At 46.9% G+C, this 18,792-nt stretch carries 17 protein-coding genes and 10 tRNA genes; 6 read left to right on the forward strand and 21 right to left on the reverse strand.

What is annotated here, in order from left to right:
* Positions 1 to 163: 163 nt before the first annotated feature.
* The 3 genes from DP120_RS15340 to DP120_RS15350 all read right to left on the reverse strand — a co-directional run bounded on the left by DP120_RS15340 (position 164) and on the right by DP120_RS15350 (position 3,760).
* Positions 164 to 1,363, reverse strand: a complete 1,200-nt coding sequence (locus DP120_RS15340; protein WP_112224542.1) for a cytochrome P450 family protein — start codon at positions 1,361 to 1,363, stop codon at positions 164 to 166.
* Between the two features lie 107 nt (positions 1,364 to 1,470).
* Positions 1,471 to 2,535 (reverse strand): phosphotransferase family protein, encoded by a 1,065-nt coding sequence (locus DP120_RS15345; protein ID WP_112224543.1) that lies wholly within the window; start codon positions 2,533 to 2,535, stop codon positions 1,471 to 1,473.
* A gap of 16 nt (positions 2,536 to 2,551) precedes the next feature.
* Positions 2,552 to 3,760 carry an acyl-CoA dehydrogenase gene (locus tag DP120_RS15350; RefSeq protein WP_112224544.1) on the reverse strand — a complete coding sequence of 403 codons (1,209 nt, stop codon included), beginning with the start codon at positions 3,758 to 3,760 and terminating at the stop codon, positions 2,552 to 2,554.
* Positions 3,761 to 4,131: 371 nt separating this feature from the next.
* On the opposite strand from DP120_RS15350, the gene rsgA reads away from it, so the two are divergent.
* The gene (gene rsgA / locus DP120_RS15355; protein ID WP_112224545.1) at positions 4,132 to 5,187 is read left to right on the forward strand and encodes a ribosome small subunit-dependent GTPase A; all 1,056 of its coding nucleotides are present in this window, start codon (positions 4,132 to 4,134) and stop codon (positions 5,185 to 5,187) included.
* Between the two features lie 319 nt (positions 5,188 to 5,506).
* Here the strand turns inward: rsgA and DP120_RS15360 are convergent, their stop codons facing one another.
* The 4 genes from DP120_RS15360 to DP120_RS15375 all read right to left on the reverse strand — a co-directional run bounded on the left by DP120_RS15360 (position 5,507) and on the right by DP120_RS15375 (position 10,751).
* A complete protein-coding gene (locus DP120_RS15360; RefSeq protein ID WP_112224546.1) occupies positions 5,507 to 6,148 on the reverse strand; it encodes a response regulator in 642 nt (213 codons plus the stop codon).
* Between the two features lie 16 nt (positions 6,149 to 6,164).
* The gene (locus DP120_RS15365) at positions 6,165 to 7,280 is read right to left on the reverse strand and encodes a GAF domain-containing sensor histidine kinase (RefSeq protein WP_112224547.1); all 1,116 of its coding nucleotides are present in this window, start codon (positions 7,278 to 7,280) and stop codon (positions 6,165 to 6,167) included.
* Positions 7,281 to 7,382: 102 nt separating this feature from the next.
* The gene (locus DP120_RS15370; protein ID WP_112224548.1) at positions 7,383 to 9,086 is read right to left on the reverse strand and encodes a phospho-sugar mutase; all 1,704 of its coding nucleotides are present in this window, start codon (positions 9,084 to 9,086) and stop codon (positions 7,383 to 7,385) included.
* Positions 9,087 to 9,206: 120 nt separating this feature from the next.
* Positions 9,207 to 10,751: a carbon-nitrogen hydrolase family protein gene (locus tag DP120_RS15375; RefSeq protein WP_112224549.1), complete on the reverse strand. Its 1,545-nt coding sequence runs from the start codon at positions 10,749 to 10,751 to the stop codon at positions 9,207 to 9,209.
* A 131-nt stretch (positions 10,752 to 10,882) separates the two neighbouring features.
* Between DP120_RS15375 and DP120_RS15380 the strand changes: the two genes are divergently transcribed.
* The 3 genes from DP120_RS15380 to DP120_RS15390 are packed head-to-tail and all read left to right on the forward strand — an operon-like array spanning position 10,883 to position 12,680.
* The gene (locus DP120_RS15380; RefSeq protein ID WP_112224550.1) at positions 10,883 to 11,308 is read left to right on the forward strand and encodes a disulfide oxidoreductase; all 426 of its coding nucleotides are present in this window, start codon (positions 10,883 to 10,885) and stop codon (positions 11,306 to 11,308) included.
* A 1-nt stretch (position 11,309) separates the two neighbouring features.
* Complete coding sequence (locus DP120_RS15385; RefSeq protein WP_112224551.1) at positions 11,310 to 11,780, forward strand: thioredoxin family protein; 471 nt, start codon at positions 11,310 to 11,312, stop codon at positions 11,778 to 11,780.
* Between the two features lie 54 nt (positions 11,781 to 11,834).
* On the forward strand, positions 11,835 to 12,680 hold the full coding sequence (locus tag DP120_RS15390) for an RluA family pseudouridine synthase (RefSeq protein WP_112224552.1): 846 nt from the start codon (positions 11,835 to 11,837) through the stop codon (positions 12,678 to 12,680).
* Between the two features lie 43 nt (positions 12,681 to 12,723).
* Here the strand turns inward: DP120_RS15390 and DP120_RS15395 are convergent, their stop codons facing one another.
* The 4 genes from DP120_RS15395 to queG form a co-directional block, all read right to left on the reverse strand.
* The gene (locus tag DP120_RS15395) at positions 12,724 to 13,554 is read right to left on the reverse strand and encodes an aldo/keto reductase (RefSeq protein WP_112224553.1); all 831 of its coding nucleotides are present in this window, start codon (positions 13,552 to 13,554) and stop codon (positions 12,724 to 12,726) included.
* A gap of 109 nt (positions 13,555 to 13,663) precedes the next feature.
* Entirely contained in the window at positions 13,664 to 13,969 is a 306-nt protein-coding gene (locus DP120_RS15400) for a hypothetical protein (RefSeq protein WP_112224554.1), read from the reverse strand.
* A gap of 330 nt (positions 13,970 to 14,299) precedes the next feature.
* Positions 14,300 to 14,773 (reverse strand): tRNA (uridine(34)/cytosine(34)/5-carboxymethylaminomethyluridine(34)-2'-O)-methyltransferase TrmL, encoded by a 474-nt coding sequence (gene trmL / locus DP120_RS15405; RefSeq protein ID WP_112224555.1) that lies wholly within the window; start codon positions 14,771 to 14,773, stop codon positions 14,300 to 14,302.
* Positions 14,774 to 14,782: 9 nt separating this feature from the next.
* Positions 14,783 to 15,928 (reverse strand): tRNA epoxyqueuosine(34) reductase QueG, encoded by a 1,146-nt coding sequence (gene queG / locus DP120_RS15410; RefSeq protein WP_112224556.1) that lies wholly within the window; start codon positions 15,926 to 15,928, stop codon positions 14,783 to 14,785.
* A gap of 67 nt (positions 15,929 to 15,995) precedes the next feature.
* On the opposite strand from queG, the gene DP120_RS15415 reads away from it, so the two are divergent.
* Both DP120_RS15415 and DP120_RS15420 read left to right on the forward strand, forming a co-directional pair.
* Complete coding sequence (locus tag DP120_RS15415) at positions 15,996 to 16,658, forward strand: B3/B4 domain-containing protein (RefSeq protein WP_112224557.1); 663 nt, start codon at positions 15,996 to 15,998, stop codon at positions 16,656 to 16,658.
* Positions 16,659 to 16,760: 102 nt separating this feature from the next.
* On the forward strand, positions 16,761 to 17,807 hold the full coding sequence (locus DP120_RS15420; protein WP_112224558.1) for a C45 family autoproteolytic acyltransferase/hydrolase: 1,047 nt from the start codon (positions 16,761 to 16,763) through the stop codon (positions 17,805 to 17,807).
* A 92-nt stretch (positions 17,808 to 17,899) separates the two neighbouring features.
* Here the strand turns inward: DP120_RS15420 and DP120_RS15425 are convergent.
* From DP120_RS15425 to DP120_RS15470, 10 genes are all read right to left on the reverse strand, one after another.
* Positions 17,900 to 17,983, reverse strand: a tRNA-Leu gene (locus DP120_RS15425).
* Positions 17,984 to 17,992: 9 nt separating this feature from the next.
* Positions 17,993 to 18,066: transfer RNA gene (locus DP120_RS15430), tRNA-Cys, on the reverse strand.
* A gap of 6 nt (positions 18,067 to 18,072) precedes the next feature.
* Positions 18,073 to 18,147, reverse strand: a tRNA-Gly gene (locus DP120_RS15435).
* 7 nt (positions 18,148 to 18,154) lie between these two features.
* Positions 18,155 to 18,226: transfer RNA gene (locus DP120_RS15440), tRNA-Gln, on the reverse strand.
* Between the two features lie 9 nt (positions 18,227 to 18,235).
* Positions 18,236 to 18,311: transfer RNA gene (locus DP120_RS15445), tRNA-His, on the reverse strand.
* A 42-nt stretch (positions 18,312 to 18,353) separates the two neighbouring features.
* Positions 18,354 to 18,429, reverse strand: a tRNA-His gene (locus DP120_RS15450).
* 25 nt (positions 18,430 to 18,454) lie between these two features.
* Positions 18,455 to 18,528 (reverse strand) — tRNA-Trp (locus DP120_RS15455).
* Between the two features lie 6 nt (positions 18,529 to 18,534).
* A tRNA-Tyr gene (locus tag DP120_RS15460) sits at positions 18,535 to 18,618 on the reverse strand.
* Between the two features lie 3 nt (positions 18,619 to 18,621).
* Positions 18,622 to 18,697: transfer RNA gene (locus DP120_RS15465), tRNA-Thr, on the reverse strand.
* A gap of 19 nt (positions 18,698 to 18,716) precedes the next feature.
* Positions 18,717 to 18,792, reverse strand: a tRNA-Phe gene (locus tag DP120_RS15470).

Consider the following 18,792-nt stretch of genomic DNA (forward strand, 5'->3'; position numbering starts at 1 on the left):
AGCCCCTGACATGCAGGAGCTCAAAACTTCAACGATTGTGCGCAGTATTTGCTGTACCGTGTTTTTCCGGGAAAACACTGCTGTCCAGATATTTGTGGAAGAACCACCCTCCGCCTCCAATAACGATTGCAGAGATAATCGCAGGCGTAATGATATCGACGTTTTACTCATTCTTTTCAGTGACCGGAATTTCTTTTACCCCACGGACAATCATTCCCGGCCGCCATTCAAGTTCACTTTCCGGAATGCGCAATCTCAGATTCGGAAAACGTTCCAGCAGCTTACTGATTGCTATCTTTCCCTCGAGCCGTGCAAGCGGCGCACCGAGGCAATGATGGATGCCTGTTCCAAAAGCGAGATGCGGGCTCTTTTCCTGGCTGATATCGAATACATTGGGGTCCTGGAATTTATCAGGATCACGGTTCGCTGCATTCAAAGCAACTACTACCAATTCTCCCCGCCTGATTTCTTTTCCGGCAAATTGTAAGTTTTCACTTGCCCATCTTGATGTACTGAATTCAACTGGTCCATCGAAACGCAATGATTCCTCGATTGCTTGGTCAATCAGCTCCGGATTTCTCCTTAACAGCTCTTTCTGTTCGGGATGCTTTAACAAGTTCAAAAAACTATTGCCTATCAGATTGACCGTGGTCTCGTGGCCGGCAATGATCAATAAGGTCACTAGTCCATATAATTCTTTTTCCGTTAGGCGATCACCGGCTTCTTCCGCTGCTATCAGCTTGCTGATCAGGTCGTTCTTCGGTTCCCGCCTCGTTTCACTGAACCATTCCCCAAGATAGCGGATAAAATCATTCATGTGCTGATAAATACTAACTCCGGGCTCACCGCTGCTTCCTTCAATAAGTGAATTCGACCAGATCCGAAACTTATCGCGGTCTTCCGAAGGCACACCGAGAATTTCGCAAATGACGATAATCGGCAATGGAAAGGCGAAATCGTCAATCAGATTAATTTCCTCTTTTTGTTTCATGTCATTTAACAGCTGATCGGTTATTTCTTCTATTCGCTCTTTCATGCCTTCGATAACCCTTGGAGTAAAGGCTTTTTGCGCTAATCCCCGGAGACGGCGATGATCTGGCGGATCAGAAAAAAGCATATTCTGTGTAAATACACTCATTCCGTCCATCGAGCCTCCGTAAAGCTTGCTGAAATCCTTGATAAAACGGGGCTCCTTCAATGCTTCCACCGCTTCCGTATAGCCTGTAATCAGCCATCCCTGCTGGCCATCCGGGAACCGGGTTTTATAAACCGGTTCTCCCACACGCAGCTGTGAGTAATATGGATAGGGATCCTTCACAAATCCTTCTGAAAATAATTGCTGGCCGTATTTATTGACGTCCATCACAACGCCTCCTTTCTCTATTCATACCCGCTGCCAAACGTTTTTTTCTCCGCCAAATCACCTAAAAAAGAAAAGGCCGGAAATCTCGGCCTTCTCTTCACCCAATTCTATTTTGTTGCAGTTCCAAGTGCATAACGGATCAGGCTTTTAACGAATCGATCGAAATTCGCAAATCGCAAATCCTGCGTCTGGCCGTTTTTATATCGGAAATAAATCTGTTGGACAATAACTGCCAGTTTGAAATAAGCGAACGTCAGATAAAAATCAATCTGTGAGACGTCCCGGCCACTCTTTTCCGCATAGCTGCGTATAAATTCCTCACGTGTGTAAAATCCTTCGTTAACAGTAACAGGAGGTTTGCCCATCCCCTTTTTCAGAAGTTCCGGATCATCCGCTTGAATCCAGTAGCTCATTGCTGCGCCCAAATCTGCCAGCGGGTCGCCGACAGTTGTCATTTCCCAATCAAAAAGTCCGGTTATTTTCGTATAATCTTCACTGAACATCGTATTGTTTAATTTAAAATCGTAATGGATGATAGTCGGCTCCTGTGATTCCGGTATATTGGCCAGCATCCATTTTTTCAGAGCTTCCACTTCTTCAATATCATTTGTTTTAGCACGTTCATAACGGCCAATCCACCCGCTGACTTGCCGTTCCATAAATCCTTCCGGTTTCGCCATTTCGGCAAGCTCCGTTTTTTTATAATCGATGGCATGAAGCTCAACCAGTGTATTCACCATTTTCTCGGATATTTTCCTGCCGAGTTCTGCAGTCGCTTCTGTTCCTGCTGGAAATTCGGTATCCAGCACAATGCCATGCCGCCTTTCCATGACGAAGAACGGGCTCCCTGTTATAGAAGTCTCTTCCGAAAACACAAAAGGTTTTGGGGCTGCAGGAAAAATCGGCGCAAGCGACTGCAGAATTTTGAATTCCCTTTCCATATCGTGCGCTTTAGGAGCCACTGGTCCAAGCGGCGGTTTACGGAGAACCCCTTCCCATTCCCCAATCTTAAGTGCATAGGTTAAGTTGGAGTGGCCTGCGCCAAATTGGCGGATTCCAAGTTCGCCTTCGGGCAGTCCTTCAATTGACGAGCGGAGAAATTTCTCAAGTTTTTGCAGGTCAATTTCTTCCCCTTTTCTAACCGGAATCGTTGCTTGTGTAAAATCCCCCATTAGATCCCCCTCATTCCTATAGATATTTTTTTAATTCCAGCTTGGCAATTTGGCTTCTGTGTACTTCATCCGGCCCGTCCGCCAGTCGAAGCGTCCGCGCATTCGCCCATTGTGCCGCCAAAGTGAAATCATCGCTGACACCTGCTGCTCCAAATGCCTGAATGGCTCTGTCGATAACGCGCAGTGCCATACTCGGTGCGGTAACCTTTATCATCGCGATTTCCGCTTTCGCTTCTTTATTGCCCACCGTATCCATCATGTAAGCCGCTTTCAGTGTCAAAAGCCGTGCCTGTTCGATATCAATACGGGAATCCGCAATCCATTCCCGGATTACACCTTGATTAGCCAAAGGCTTGCCAAATGGCGCACGCCCGGCCACTCTGCGGCACATTTCTTCAAGCGCCCGTTCAGCAGCTCCGATCAATCGCATACAGTGATGGATTCTGCCGGGACCGAGCCTTCCCTGTGCAATGGCAAAACCTTTGCCTTCTCCCCAAATCATATTGCCAGCCGGAACACGGACATTATCAAAATTGATTTCAGCATGACCATGCGGTGCGTGGTCGTAGCCGAAAACCGGCAGCATACGTTCAATCGTAACGCCCGGCGTATCCAGAGGCACCAGAATCATCGATTGCTGTTCATACTTCGGGGCATCCGGATCATTTTTACCCATTACGATCGCAATTTTACAGCGAGGATCACCCGCACCTGAAGACCACCATTTTCTGCCGTTGACGATATACTCATCTCCGTCTCTAGTGATTGTTGCCGAAATATTCGTTGCGTCACTCGATGCCACATCCGGTTCAGTCATCGAAAAGCATGAACGAATTTCGCCATTCAACAACGGTTCGAGCCATCTCTTCTTCTGCTCTTCTGTGCCGTAACGCACCAATACTTCCATATTGCCGGTATCCGGCGCCCCGCAATTAAAGACTTCCGGCCCAATCAGCGATCTGCCCATAATCTCACACAGCGGCGCGTATTCCTGGTTGCTGAGGTCCGCTCCGTATTCACTGTCGGGCAGAAAGAGATTCCACAGCCCCTGTTCTTTCGCTTTCTGCTTTAACTCTTCCATAACCGGCGGCACTTGTGACCATCGATTGTTCTGTTCATTCAACTGCTGTTCAAAAACTTTCTCGTTCGGATAGACATGCTCTTCCATGAAGCTGATCAAGCGTTTCTGCAAATCTTTTGTTTTTTGGGAATAGGAAAAATCCAAAATAACTTCCACCTTTCTTTATACTGACCAGTTGGTATGTTCAGAATATTAATTTAATGGTAGCCTTTCTTCTGACTGTTTGCAAGACTTTGAAAGCGCTTCTGCTGAATTATCTTAAAAATTGGAATCATGAATAAAAAATAGATTGACCGTTTCAGAATTATCCGGTATCTTAAAGATAACTTGAGGAAAGAGGTGGGGTATTATGGCTATTCATATCATTGCAACGAAACAGCAAGTCCAGTCCATAGTATCCCCCTCCGTGTATCGTTGACGATACGCTTCTTCCATTATGCCCGGGAACCATGGACTGCGATTTGCAAGACGCATCCATGGTTTTTTATTATGCATAAAAATTGGAGGAACTCAAATTGACAATTATTGAAAATTACGGCTGGAATAAAAACTGGCAGGATAAAATCGAAACAAACGGCGTGCCGGGACGTGTGGTGCTCGAACATAAAAATCTATATCGCGTGATTACAGATCACGGTGAATGGCTCAGCTCACTGTCCGGAAAATACAGGCACAGCCATGCGAAGTCGGAATTCCCTTGTGTCGGCGATTGGGTCGTTGTCGAACAGATGCCGGGCGAAGAAAAAGGAATCATTCATCAAGTCCTCCCCCGCATCTCCAGCTTCTCACGCAAAGCTGCAGGTGAAACTTCCGATATCCAGACGATTACGGTGAACGTGGACTACGCATTCCTCGTGATGTCATTGAATCACGATTTTAATGTCCGGCGGCTTGAACGTTATTTACTCGCCACATGGGATTCAGGGGCGAATCCGGTAATCGTATTGACCAAGAGGGATCAATGTAACAACATCGAACCTTATTTAGAAGAAGTGGAATCGGTTGCTTTCGGCGTACCGGTCCACACGGTTTCCAGTGTCACAATGGAAGGAATCGCTGAATTACAAAATGTGCTGGCTGGTTCCAAAACAGGAGCTTTGCTCGGTTCCTCCGGCGTCGGCAAGTCTTCCCTGATCAATGCGCTCGCCGGCACCGAACTGATGGCAGTCCAGGATATACGGGAAGACGACAGCAAGGGACGGCACACCACCACCCACCGCGAAATGGTGCTGCTGCCAAGCGGCGGTTTACTGATCGATACACCGGGAATGCGGGAATTCCAGCTCGGCGATTATTCCGAAGGCGTGGAATCCGGCTTCTCGGATGTGGAAAATTTGGCGGATGCCTGCCGTTTCCGTGATTGCGCCCATGGCAATGAACCCGGCTGCGCAATCCGGGAAGCGCTTGAAACAGGTGTACTTCAACCTGAACGCTTCCGCAGCTACGTAAAACTAAAACGGGAACTTGCCCATATGGAACGAAAAAGCGATCTGGCAGCCCAAAAAGCGGAACGCTCGAAGTGGAAGCAGATTACGAAAGATTCACGTAAGCGGCCGGTCAAAAAACGCTGAAATAAAATATGAGGCAAGACGCATCAAGTGCGTCTTGCCTCTTTTTTGTCGAGAAACTATACCTACTTCTCAAACCATTCTGCTTTAGGCGGACGCTTTCCCCTTCATTTTAATGGTGTACAGAATCCGTGTGTCGGCTTTCTCACTTCTTAGTGAATTAGTAAATTGTTTCTTATAGAAAGTTTTTCTTAGATATGGAGAAAACAGCGAAGACTCCCAGGGGAACAGCGCCCTTTCATGTCTCGAAGCTAGCGCAGCGATGCAGGAGCACGGGTTTTGGAAAGCGGAGCTGTTTTGCGGAATATCGGTATTATAAATTTTATTCCATCCCCGCTTCTGTCAGTCCATGCTTTACTGCATAAAGAGCAGCCTGTGTGCGGTCCTGCACTTCGAGCTTTGTAAAGATATTTGAAATATGGGTTTTCACCGTTTTTTCCGTCACATATAACGCTGATGCGATTTCCCGGTTGCTTTTTCCTTTGGTTAATTCCGCCAGCACTTCTTTTTCTCGCGGCGTCAAAAAATTGACGGTATGCGGCGCCGGTTCTGACGGTCCTTTCAACAATTCAGAAGTCGCTTTCGGATGCAGCGTATTCTCGCCTCTCATCAAGCTTCGCAATGACTCCACCAGTTCATCAGGTTCGATATCTTTTAATTGGTAACCTGCCGCTCCCGCTTCGATAGCCGGTACGACATGGTCCCGATCCGAAAAACTGGTCAGCATCAGGACAATAATATCAGGATGCTTTTCTTTAATTTTGCGTGTTGCCTGAATCCCGTCCATTATCGGCATCACCAGATCCATCAACACAATATCAGGTCGGAGTCTCTCAGCCATTTCGACCGCTTCCTTGCCGTTTACCGCTTCACCGACCACTTCAATATCTTTTTGGGTCTTTAGAAAAAACAACAGTCCTCTCCTGACCACATGATGATCATCCGCTATTAACACTTTCATCATCCCTTGCCCCCTTTCCCTAATAAGGAATCCTTACAAGAATTTCCGTCCCTTTATTCATTGCGCTGGACCATTCGACTGTTCCGCCTTCGGATTTTGCCCGTTCTTTCATGCTCAGCATACCGATTGATGGGATATACAGTTTTTCATCCATCACAAATCCTCTGCCTTCATCTTTTAACACAAGAAGTACGTCCGTCTGGGTAACCGACAGGAACAATTGTCCACGGTCTGTACCGGCATGTTTCCGGATATTGTTCAATGCTTCCTGCGCAATGCGGAATAAAGTCTCTTCAATTCTTGAAGGAAGCTGGATGACACCGTTCACTTTTGTTTCAAGCTCTAAACCGAGCATTTCGGCATAACCTTTTATACCTTCGAGCAAACCGCTTTCTAGTCCTTTAGGACGCAGCTGCCAAATCAGTGCCCGCATTTCATTTAACGCTTCCTGTGTCAGGTGCTGAATATCACTGAAGGTTTCCCGGATTGCCGGCTCCTCCGACATTTCCACGCCGCCTCTTGCGGTAAGCGTTACGGAAAACAGCAATTGGTTGACTGAATCATGCAGATCACGAGCCAGTCTATTGCGTTCGGTCACCAACGCCAGTTCCTGCTCCTGCTTGGTCAGGCCGATGCGTTTGATGGCAGAGCCGATCTGGAAAGCCACTGATTCCAACAACGCCAGTTCATCCGTAGAAAAACGCTCCCGGTCAGGCGCCGCGATATTCAGCAAGCCGAATCTTTCCGTTCCGGATTGCAGCGGCACCGTCGCGTGATGCGTAATATTGCCGTGATCTCCAGTCTTTTCTGCTATTGAATTCTCAATCCGCTGGCAGGCGATGATATTGGATGCTTTCTCCAAATCACCATCGTGATATCTTTTTACACACCAACAGCCGCCTTTTTGAAGATGGCGGCAATCATCTTCCTCCAGCGCCGAAGGAAGATTAGCCTGTGCCATGAGCCTGTGCTTTCCTTCCCCGTCAATAAAGAAAATCCAAGCAGTTTCAAAATTCGAACCGTTCAATAGCTTCCGTATAGCTCCCGTCAGCATACGTTCCATATCCGTTTCCTCGTTCAGCAATTCTGCAATCTCTTTCAGCAGAATTACATTGGAATGCTCGCTCAGCTTCATGTTTTTCACCTCTTCACCGTTACTCCAACCATACCTGTTTTCACTCGTCCTGCGCCTCATACTTTCGAATGAGAAAAGCTCCCTTATTAAGGGAGCCCACATTTATCTGTTATTCACTGCATCAAGGAAAGATTCCTTGATCAATTCCAGTTTTTCATCGCTTTCCTGTTCAGTCTCCCCTTTGACACTGAAATAGAATTTCACTTTCGGCTCAGTGCCACTTGGACGCAGGCAAACCCAGGATCCGTCTTCCAGGAAATATTTCAGAACATTAGCCTGTGGCAATTCAATCTTTTCACTTTGATCCAAATCCGTAAAAATCCGATTCTGTGTTTCATAATCCTCTATTGAAGCCACTGCGATTCCGGCAATGGACTGCAGCGGATTCTGGCGCATGCCGCTCAACAGCGACTGGATTTCCCGCGCGCCATCCGCCCCTTTTTTCGTTACCGATACGAGTCCTTCGCGGTACCAGCCGTGGCGATTGTATAACTCGACCAGCACATCATGCAGGTTTTTACCCTGTGTCTTGTAATACGCTGCCGCTTCAACGAGAAGCAGCACTGATTGCACTGCATCTTTATCGCGTGCAAAATCACGGATCAAATAGCCGTAGCTTTCTTCATAGCCGAATAAAAACTCGAATTCTCCTGTGCCGTCATTCTCTCTCAGCTTTTCCCCGATGAATTTAAAGCCGGTCAGGACATCTGTGGTTTTGACTCCGTAAGAATCACCCACCGCACGGCCGAATTCGGATGTCACAATCGTTTTGAAAATACGGCCGTTTTCAGGAAGTTCACCTTTTGCCTGTTTTTGGCTCAGTAAATATTCAATCAGGATTGCGCCTGTCTGATTGCCAGACAGCAATTCGTAGTGCTCGCCGTTTGTTACCGCGATTCCGACGCGGTCCCCGTCAGGATCTACTGCGATCAATAAATCAGCGCCGGCTTCTTTACCGTATTTCTTTGCCAATTCGAAAGCTCCCGCTTCCTCGGGATTAGGAGACGTTACAGTCGGAAACTCACCATTCGGTTCCATCTGTTCCGCCACATAAGTGACATCCGTGTAGCCTGCTTTTTCAAGCAGCTGCTGTACTGTCGCACCGGATGCGCCATGGAGCGGCGTAAAGACCGCCTGAATTGGCGACGCAGCCGGCTGCTCCCGAACAGTCAATGCATTCGTCAGATATGCCTGATCGACAGAATCGCCCACTGTCACCAGCAGTTCAGGTTTATAGCTTTCGTTGACAATCGTCAATTCATCTTCCACGTTGCTGACGAATTCAATGACACGGTCTGCATCTTCAAGATTTAATTGTGCGCCGTCTTCTCCGTATACTTTATAGCCATTGTATTCCGGCGGGTTATGGCTGGCCGTGACGACAACTCCCATAAATGCGTGCAAGTAGCGGACGCTGAAAGACAGTTGCGGCGTCGTGCGCGTGCCGTTGTATAAATACGTGTGGATTCCGTTCGAAGCAAAGGTTTTCGCGGCTTCTTCCGCAAATTCCGGCGACATGCGGCGGCTGTCATAGGCAATGACGATTCCTCTGGCCATCGCTTCGTCCCCGTTTGATTTTATGTAATCCGCAATGCCCTGTGATGCCTTGCGCACAGTGTAAACATTCATGCGGTTTGTACCCGGCCCGATTTCTCCACGCATGCCGCCTGTGCCGAAAGTGAGATCCTGATAAAAAGCGTCTTCTGCCAATTTCTCATCTTCCCGCAAGAGATCCAGTGATTTCCTTGTTTCTTCATCCAGCCCTTCATGATCCAGCCAGCGTTTGATTCGTTCTTTCCAATTCATAGGGATTCCTCCATCCATATTACGTACAAGTCTTTGATCTATTTCCAGTTTACCAAAAATGAAGAAAAAAAACCGCCTCCATCAGGAAGCGGTACAGGAATTTCATTTTTTTGCCTAAACTTAATCTTTCTTATACTCAACACGGTAGACGTCATGTCTGCGGTCTTTCAATTGTTTAACGGTACCGTTCTGACGCTGGCGGCGAAGGATTTCCAAATCCACATCCCCGATCAGGACCATTTCAAGATTGGCATTTGTTTCTCCAACAATGCCATCACGTGCATATTCAAAATCGGACGGTGCAAAGATGGCCGATTGAGCGTATTGGATATCCATGTTCTCGGTTTGCGGCAAGTTGCCTACCGTACCCGAAATGACCGTATAAATCTGGTTTTCCACAGCACGCGCCTGTGCACAATAACGGACGCGCAAGTAGCCTTGGCGGTCTTCTGTACAGAATGGTGAGAAGATGATATTCGCTCCCATATCTGTTGCAATGCGCGCAAGTTCCGGGAATTCAATGTCATAGCAGATCTGGATAGCGATTTTGCCGCAATCGGTATCAAATACGCGGACCGAATCTCCAGCAGAAATACCCCACCACTTCCGCTCATTCGGCGTGATGTGGATTTTATACTGTTTGTCGATGGAACCGTCCCGACGGAACAGGTAAGCGATGTTGTAGATTTCATCGTTTTCTTCTTTTACGAAATGCGAACCGCCAATAATATTGATGTTGTAGCGGACTGCAAGATCGGTGAAGAGTTCGATATACTGCGGTGTATATTCTGTGAGCTTACGTACTGCCTGGCTCGGTGATGGTTCATTCAGGAACGACATCAGCTGGGTGGTGAAAATTTCAGGGAATACCACAAAGTCGGAATGGGCATCGGATGCCACATCGACAAAGTATTCCACCTGGCTTGCCAGATCATCGAACGATTCAATGGCGCGCATCAGATATTGGACAACACAAATACGAACCGGCAGGCTCGTCTTGAAATGCCTTTTTGAAACCGGTTTGTAATCGACGTTATTCCATTCCATCAATGTCGCATATTTCCCTGATGCAAGATCGTCCTGCAGATAGTTCGGATTGATGCGCATTAATTGGAAGTTGTTCATCAATTGGAATGTGAGAACCGGATCATATATTTTATGGCGTGATACGGCATCCACATATTCACGCGGCGACATTTCTTCCGCATGCTTATGGTAATTTGGAATGCGGCCTCCGAGAATGATAGATTTTAAATTCAATTCGCGTGCAAGTTCTTTTCGCGCTTCATAAAGGCGCTGGCCGACTTGCATGCGCCGGAATTCCGGATGCACCATCACTTCGATGCCGTACATATTATAGCCGTCCTGATTATGGTTGGTGATATAACCGCCGTCGGTCACATCATCCCATGTGTGGCGGTCATCGTATTCATCAAAGTTGATCAATAAACTCGAACACGAGCCGATGACTTTTCCGTCCAATTCAGCGACTAGCTGTCCTTGTGGGAACACACCCAAATGGCTTCTTAATTGTTCTTCTTTCCAGGGGTCCATACCTGGAAAACATAAACGTTGCATCTCTAGAATGGCATTTATATCAGCATAGGTCATCTCGCGGATAATCATGCTTTTTTCAAAATTGGATAAATCGAATTGTTCTGCCACATTAGCCACTCCTTCACAAAAGTATCACATCTTATTATATAGGATATACACAGAGGATAATATTATTTTACTTGCCCCAGCTAAAGAATTATAATTCTATAGTAGCTATTTAACAAGAGAGGACCTGAGATATGACGAAAATTCAAGAAAATCTTTTGCTGGGCATCTGGGCGACTGCGTTGATAGCCACTGCCGGCTCCCTTTATTTTTCCGAGGTCCGCGGCTATATTCCGTGTGAGCTTTGCTGGATCCAGCGGATTTTCATGTATCCTCTGGTCATCGTTGTCGGTGTGGCATATTTTCAGAAGAATGTCAGGATCGCACTTACCTCATTGATCATTTCAGGTATCGGCGGCATGATTTCCCTGTATCATTACGGAATTCAAAAACTGGCATTCCTTTCCGAATCCGCTCCTTCATGCGGGCAAGTTCCCTGCACCGGCCAGTACATCAACTATTTCGGCTTTATTACCATCCCATTTTTAGCGCTTATTGCATTTATCTTAATTGCCGGAATGAGCATTTATTTGCTGAAAACAATCAAGGAGGAAAAATAAATTGAAAAAAATGCTTATCATTGGAGGCGTTGTTCTCGCCATTTTTGCTTTGATCATCGTTCTTACACAAATGTCCCAAAGTGAAAAACTCGCGAACAACCCATACGATACAGATGATTTAGACCCGGCGACCATTGACCAGCTGGATGATGAAAATTATCAGAACATCGCTTTGCCTGGTGAAGTTGCTGAACAGATTGAAAGCGGCGAGCCGACAACGGTTTATTTCTTCAGCCCGACCTGTGTGCATTGCCAAAACACGACCCCTGTGTTGATGCCGGTTGCTGAAGATATGGATGTAGACGTCCTGCAGTACAATCTGTTAGAGTATGAACAGGGTTGGACAGATTATTTCATCGAAGCGACACCGACACTGGTCCATTATGAAAATGGCGAAGAAGTTTCACGCTGGGTCGGATCGCAGCCAAAAGAGAATATCGAAGAATTTTTCAGAGAAGTCGTTAAAAAATAACTGACAAGAGAGCAATGTGCACTGCGCATGCTCTTTTTTTATGGAGGAAACAAAATGAGCTGGAATTATGAAATCAAAGATGACGGCATGACCGTCGAAGAATTGCTGCGCACCGAATGGGGCCTTGGCAAGAAAGTTGTCCATGAACTTCGCATGGCCAAATCTGTGAAAAATGATAAGTTTCAGGAAGTTGTCTGGAAAGAACCCCTTTCAAAAGGAACGGTTCTGCAATTCGATTTGCCGAAAGCGGATTCGCCTTATGAACCTAACCACGAAATCGAATTGCCAGTGCTGTTCGAAGATGAACATTTTCTGATTGCCCGGAAACCTAAAGGGATGAATACCCATCCCAACGAAATCGGTCAAAACGACACCTTCATTAATTCAGTCATCGGCCATATCATCCGCGGCGGCGGATCATATGGTGAACACGTCCACAGGCTCGATCAGGGGACTTCCGGGTTACTGATGGTAGCGAAGCACCCGGTTGCGAAAAACATCCTGGACCGCATGCTGGAACAGAAACAATTGGTCCGTGATTACGAAGCCGTCGTCAAAGGCAAGGTGCACAATAAATCCGGCACCATCGACTTCGCCATCGGCCGGGACCGTCATCATCCGACCCGACGCATGGTATCACCTACCGGCCAAAGTGCTGTAACGCATTATAAATTATTACGCCATATGGAAGGCAAATCGCTCCTGCAGCTGTCACTTGAAACCGGCCGGACGCATCAGATCCGAACCCACCTTTCCCATATCGGACATCCGATCATCGGCGATGAATTATACGACGGACCATCGACTCAGGACGGCGCCTATCACCTGCATGCGTTCCGGATGTCATTCATCCATCCGTTTACAAATGAGAAGATCGTCGTGGAAGATAAAGCGAGATAATATTAAAAGAAGTTCCCTTTTAAAATGAGGGAACTTCTTTTTCTTATGCTTTGATATCTTCCGGATTCGTGCCGGTTCTCCAGTCCTGGTTCAAAGCGTTGATCGCTTTTATTTCTTCCGCTGCCAGTGAAAAATCATAGACATCGGCATTTTCCACGATGCGGGATGGCGTCACCGATTTCGGAATAACTATGAGGTCATTCTGCAGATGCCAGCGGATGATTACCTGTGCAATCGTCTTATTGTGCTTAGCTGCAATTTCCGCCAGTACGGCATGATCCAGCAAACGGCCACGCGCAAGCGGCGACCAGGAAGTCACCGCAATTTCCTGCTGTGCACAGAATTCGCGCAGCGGTTCCTGTGTCAATTGGGGATGCAATTCAATCTGATTGACCATCGGCTTTGTATTTGCTTTAGCCAGAATCCGTTCCAGATGCGGCTGATGATGATTCGAAACGCCGATTGACCGTACCAGCTTTTCATCATATAACCGCTGAATCGCCCGATACGTCTCTTCGTAACTGCCAGGAACAGCCCAATGCGTCAGGTAAAGATCCAAATAATCGAACCCGAGACGCTCCAGCGACGCTTCAAAAGCGCGCAGTGTCTGATCATAGCCCTGATCCGTATTCCAGACTTTTGAAGTGATGAACAAATCTTTCCGTTTCACAGCCGAGTTTCGCACCGCTTCCCCGACTTCCTGCTCGTTTTCATAAACAGTCGCCGTATCAATCGCCTTGTATCCGGCATCAATTGCGGCGATCATCGCGTTGACTGCCTCTTCCTTATCCGTCATTTTATAGACGCCCAATCCGAATCGCGGCATTTCCACTCCATTATGTAATGTTTTTGTTGAATTGATCGTCAAATCCATTCCATTCACCCTTTCTCCTTTTATTGTACAAAGACAGCTCCAAATTTTCGAGTTTGAACCTCTTCCATTATGAAGACAATAAAAAACCGCCCTTACAGGCGGTTAAAGTTTAGATGCGTGGGCGGCTGGCAACGGCTGCGTTAATGAATAATACAATCGCGCTGAGTAAATGCAATGCCCAACCGATTAACGGGAACCAAGCCAATAAACTTGTGATTAAGCCCAGAATCGGACCTGATTTCGGCGAGTATTCACGGAAACAGAAGAATAAGGTCACCGCGTGCAAAATAAACATAAAACCAAGTGCCGCGTAGCCTGTGCTGAGGACAAACGAACCACCGATGAACGGAATGGCCAGGAATGCCTCTGCAATGGCTGAAACCCATAGCAAAGCAGCCGAGATTTTCATTTTCATACTGATCAACCTTTCTTTAAAAATATTTTCACTACCCTAGTATACGAATGAAACCCGAATCGGTTTCAGCATTTTCCACTATCAAACAAACCGACAGAAAATCTCCATATTTCAACAGGGACTTATATTTCATTTTTCCCTACTTTCCGCTATACTAAACTAAGATGCATATTTCAAGGAGGTTGTTATAAATGAACTTAATCCTTATTCTAGGCGTTTGTGTTGCGTTCCTTGCAGCTATTTTCACTGGCGGGTACGACGACAAACCAGGTACTTACGATAAAGAATAGTATTGAAAAAGGACAGCGGATAAATTTCCGCTGTCCTTTTTTATTCTAAGCCGGGATATCCCTGCTGGCGCAGCGCTTCATACATCAGGATCGCAGCGGTATTGGAAAGATTCAAGGAACGGATATTATCATTCATCGGAATCCGCAGGCAATGATCCGGATTCGCTTCTAGCAATTCCGGCGGCAAACCTTTCGTTTCCTGGCCGAACACGAAGAAATGATCTTTTTCCTGATCCGAAAAATCGAATGTCGTATGCGGTTTGGAACCGAATTTTGTAATGTAATAAAACTCGCCTTCCGGATAACTGTCAAACAGCTCCTGCAAAGAATCATGATACGTCAAATCCACATGCTCCCAATAATCCAACCCCGCACGTTTCAACATTTTATCATCAGTCGAAAATCCAAGCGGCCGGACCAAATGCAATCTGACTCCTGTCCCAGCGCACGAACGCGCGATATTTCCTGTATTCGCCGGTATCAACGGCTGATATAAAACAATATTAATGGCCACTCTCTTCACTTATCCTTTCGATTCTTCAGCAAAAAATGCCAATCCTTTTTGAATTTCCTCCAGCACTTCGCTGTCTTTTTCCTGTTCTTCTGCCTTCTTCAAAGCATGGAGCCCTTCAGCCGTGCCAATTTTTCCGATGGCCCAGGCTGCCGTACCGCGGATAACCGGACGTTCATCCGATTCCAGCAAATCAATCAATGCCGGCACAGCGCTTACTTCCTTGAAATGCGCCAAAGCGAGTATCGCATTGCGTTGAATCGGCTTTTTCCCTCTCCATGAACCGGATACATAACCGAATTTCTCTTTGAACTCCCGGTTCGATATCTTCAGTAAAGGCTCAAGCAATGGCTTGGCTATTTCCGGATCGGGTTCAAATTCGGCATGAATCTGGTTCGCTTTCCGTTTATTTTTCGGACAAACTGTCTGGCAGGTGTCACAGCCATATAGTCGATTGCCGATTTTCGAACGGAATTCATCCGGCATAAAGCCTTTCGTCTGTGTTAAAAAAGAAATGCAGCGCTGGGCGTTCAACTGCCCGCCTTCAACAATGGCTCCTGTCGGACAGGTATCAATGCATAGCCGGCAATCGCCGCATTGATCTTCCATCGGTTCATTCAGCGTAAACGGGATATTGGTGATCATTTCCCCCAGATAGACATAAGAGCCGAATTCCGGCGTAATGATATTGGTGTTCTTCGCACTCCAACCAATTCCCGCGCGCTCAGCGACGGCCCGGTCGGACAATTCTCCTGTATCCACCATCGAACGCATGCGTGCATCCGGATAATGCGCTGCGATGAACGCTTCCAGCAAAGTCAGCCGCTCACGCAAAGCTGCATGATAATCTTTGCCCCAGGACGAACGTGAAAAAATACCCCGGCGCGCCCCTTTTGTTCCTTGCGGCGCATCGTTCATTTTTGATGGATATGCAATCGCGATTGCTATGATCGTCACCGCTTCTTCCAGCAGCAGCTCTGGATGCGTCCGTTTTTCGACGTCCGGTTCTTCAAATCCTGACTGATACTGCAACTGCTGCTGCCGTATCAATTGATGCTTCAAATTAAAGAAAGGTTCCGCTGAAGCAAAACCGATTTTATCTATTCCGATTTCCGAGGCATAAGCAACGAGCTCTTTTTGAAATTGTTCAAGATTCATGCTGATAACCCCTTCATTGAATATATGATACGATAATGTAAATTACTAATGCGAAAGGATGAGTGCAGTGGAAACAACAGTCGATCCCCGTATTTCTGAAATTCTTTCTGATTTTAAAGTTGGAATCATTCATTATAACAATATCACCGTTTCCGATTCTCCTCAAATGTTAAAGGGCCGTCTCCAGCTTTTTCAGGAACAATTATTCTTTGACCTGGAGGATAAAGAGCTGTCCGATTTTCCAGGTCTGCTCGAATGGAAAGTTAACTGGAAAGCGCTTGGTGCGGACCCGAATCGCTATCGCCCTTCGGCAGAAGCTCTGTTCCGGAGAGTCAAGAAACAAAATTATCTCACTCCAGTCCATTCCGGTGTCGATATGAATAACTTTCTTTCGCTTCAATATGAAATTCCGCTGGGGCTGTATGATGCCGATAAAATTGAAGGCGATGTCACCATAACAATTGGAACTGAAAATGATCAATATGAAGGCATCAATAACCGGCTGAATACATTAGCCTATATACTTATCACAAAAGACCAGCAAGGTGCATTCGGCAGCCCTTTCGTGGATTCAAAACGGACTGCTGTAACCGAACAGACAACAAACGCATTGCATGTCTTTTATCTGCGCCCTTCCATGGACCGCGATACAGCACTCGAACTTCTCGCAGCCGCCGCCAATATGTTTACAGGAATCAACGGCGGAGAAGCAGATTTTTATGTCATCTGACAATATGCCTGAGCCGGTTAACGCTGCTCAGGCATATTTCTTTTCGGTCAGCGCTTACATGCAGTACACTCGGATTAATCATAATAAAAGAGGGATCCGCCATTGAAACCTATATATACTGATGTAATTCAATTCCGGGGAAGCCATTACGACTTCGGCTATATGCAAGGATTAAAATTGAAAGATTCGTTTATCCTGCCAAATCGCCGAAAACAATTCGGCACCTCAAACCGCCATTTGATGATTAACGAAAAAGAAGCGCGAGATATGCTTTTAACATACGCCCCAAGAATCTGGGAAGAAATCAACGGCCTGGCTGATGCGCTCGGCTGGAACATGCACGACGCCATTCGTGAATTCGGCGGTTATTACCTCGAATATACAAGAAGTGGCTGTTCCATTTTAACAGGCACTGATTTTATGGTGCGCAATTATGACAGTTCACCCCAAGGCTATGAGGGAAGATTTGCGCTTTACCAGCCTACTGACGGGGGCTATGCAACAATTGGCCCCACTATGCAAATCACTGGACGCACCGATGGGCTCAATGAAAAAGGGCTATCGATGGGCTATAACTTCATCAATCGCCGAAATTCAGAAGATGGATTCATCTGCAATATGATCGGGCGTCTTATACTCGAGAATTGTACAGACGTTGGTGAAGCTATTGAACTGCTTGAAGAACTGCCACACCGCCGCTCGTTCAGCTATGTTCTTCTGGACCGCAGCGGAAGATCAGTTGTTGTAGAAGCTTCTCCCCGTTCTGTTGTCGTCCGGGAAGCTTCTGTATCAACCAACCATTTTGAATTGCTGACAGAAGAAAACCGCTATCAATCCGATGACTCAAAGCGTCGTGAGCAAGCTCTATTAACTCACAAAAATCAGACTGATGACGCCTACAGTGCTTTTAGGCTCCTAAACGATCTGGACAGCGGTGTTTTCTCGATGAAGTACAGTACCGCATCCGGAACCTTGCATACCGCTTCTTATTTCCCACATAGCCTGGAAGTAGGATTTGCACTTGGACCTGATCGCCTACCATTAATGATGGATTTCCAAAAATGGGTTGATGGTGAACGACTATATGCAAAACGCATCAATGGAAAAATAGACACCCACTTGCCTTTTGCGCATATGTCGGAAATGTAATTAATAAATCCAGTGCATATCAAGATAGAAAAAAGCCCTGACTATTGGTCAGGGCTTTTTTCGGCTTACCGCTTGGCATACGGTAAGGATAATACCGGCGGTCGGGGTCGAACCGACACTCCCGTGAAGGAACGGGATTTTGAGTCCCGCGCGTCTGCCAATTCCGCCACGCCGGCAAAATATAATGGAGGCGGCAACCGGACTCGAACCGGTGATAAGGGTGTTGCAGACCCATGCCTTACCACTTGGCTATGCCGCCAATTTTTGGAGCGGAAGACGGGGGTCGAACCCGCGACCTCCACCTTGGCAAGGTGGCGTTCTACCACTGAACTACTTCCGCATACAAGCTGGGGTACCTGGATTCGAACCAGGGCATGACGGGATCAAAACCCGTTGCCTTACCGCTTGGCTATACCCCAATAATAAGATGGGGCGGACGAGGGGAATTGAACCCCCGAATGCCGGAATCACAATCCGGTGCGTTAACCACTTCGCCACGACCGCCACGTTATTATTTTATAAGTGCATTAAATTATGAATGATAAATGGGGCGGACGAGGGGAATTGAACCCCCGAGTGCCGGAATCACAATCCGGTGCGTTAACCACTTCGCCACGACCGCCAAGAAATATATTTTTTTATAAAAATGGCAGGGGCAGTAGGAATCGAACCCACATCGGAGGTTTTGGAGACCTCTGTTCTACCGTTAAACTATGCCCCTAAAAACTGGTGGTGGGGGGCAGATTCGAACTGCCGAACCCGAAGGAGCGGATTTACAGTCCGCCGCGTTTAGCCACTTCGCTACCCCACCGTGTGGTGCCGGAGAAAGGACTTGAACCCTCAACCTACTGATTACAAGTCAGTTGCTCTACCAGTTGAGCTACTCCGGCATGGAGAAAATAAAAAATATGGTGGGTCAGGACGGAATCGAACCGCCGACACTTAGAGCTTCAATCTAATGCTCTACCGACTGAGCTACTGACCC

Source organism: Planococcus halotolerans (genome assembly GCF_003289955.1).
In the GTDB taxonomy this organism is placed as follows: Bacteria; Bacillota; Bacilli; order Bacillales_A; family Planococcaceae; genus Planococcus; species Planococcus halotolerans.

Coding starts and splice junctions, on each gene's coding strand:
- DP120_RS15340 (WP_112224542.1), bottom strand. CDS start 1,363: ATGGACGTCAATAAATACGGCCAGCAATTATTTTCAGAAGGATTTGTG.
- DP120_RS15345 (WP_112224543.1), bottom strand. CDS start 2,535: ATGGGGGATTTTACACAAGCAACGATTCCGGTTAGAAAAGGGGAAGAA.
- DP120_RS15360 (WP_112224546.1), bottom strand. CDS start 6,148: ATGATGAAAGTGTTAATAGCGGATGATCATCATGTGGTCAGGAGAGGA.
- DP120_RS15365 (WP_112224547.1), bottom strand. CDS start 7,280: ATGAAGCTGAGCGAGCATTCCAATGTAATTCTGCTGAAAGAGATTGCA.
- DP120_RS15370 (WP_112224548.1), bottom strand. CDS start 9,086: ATGAATTGGAAAGAACGAATCAAACGCTGGCTGGATCATGAAGGGCTG.
- DP120_RS15380 (WP_112224550.1), top strand. CDS start 10,883: ATGACGAAAATTCAAGAAAATCTTTTGCTGGGCATCTGGGCGACTGCG.
- DP120_RS15390 (WP_112224552.1), top strand. CDS start 11,835: ATGAGCTGGAATTATGAAATCAAAGATGACGGCATGACCGTCGAAGAA.
- DP120_RS15395 (WP_112224553.1), bottom strand. CDS start 13,554: ATGGATTTGACGATCAATTCAACAAAAACATTACATAATGGAGTGGAA.
- DP120_RS15400 (WP_112224554.1), bottom strand. CDS start 13,969: ATGAAAATGAAAATCTCGGCTGCTTTGCTATGGGTTTCAGCCATTGCA.
- queG (WP_112224556.1), bottom strand. CDS start 15,928: ATGAATCTTGAACAATTTCAAAAAGAGCTCGTTGCTTATGCCTCGGAA.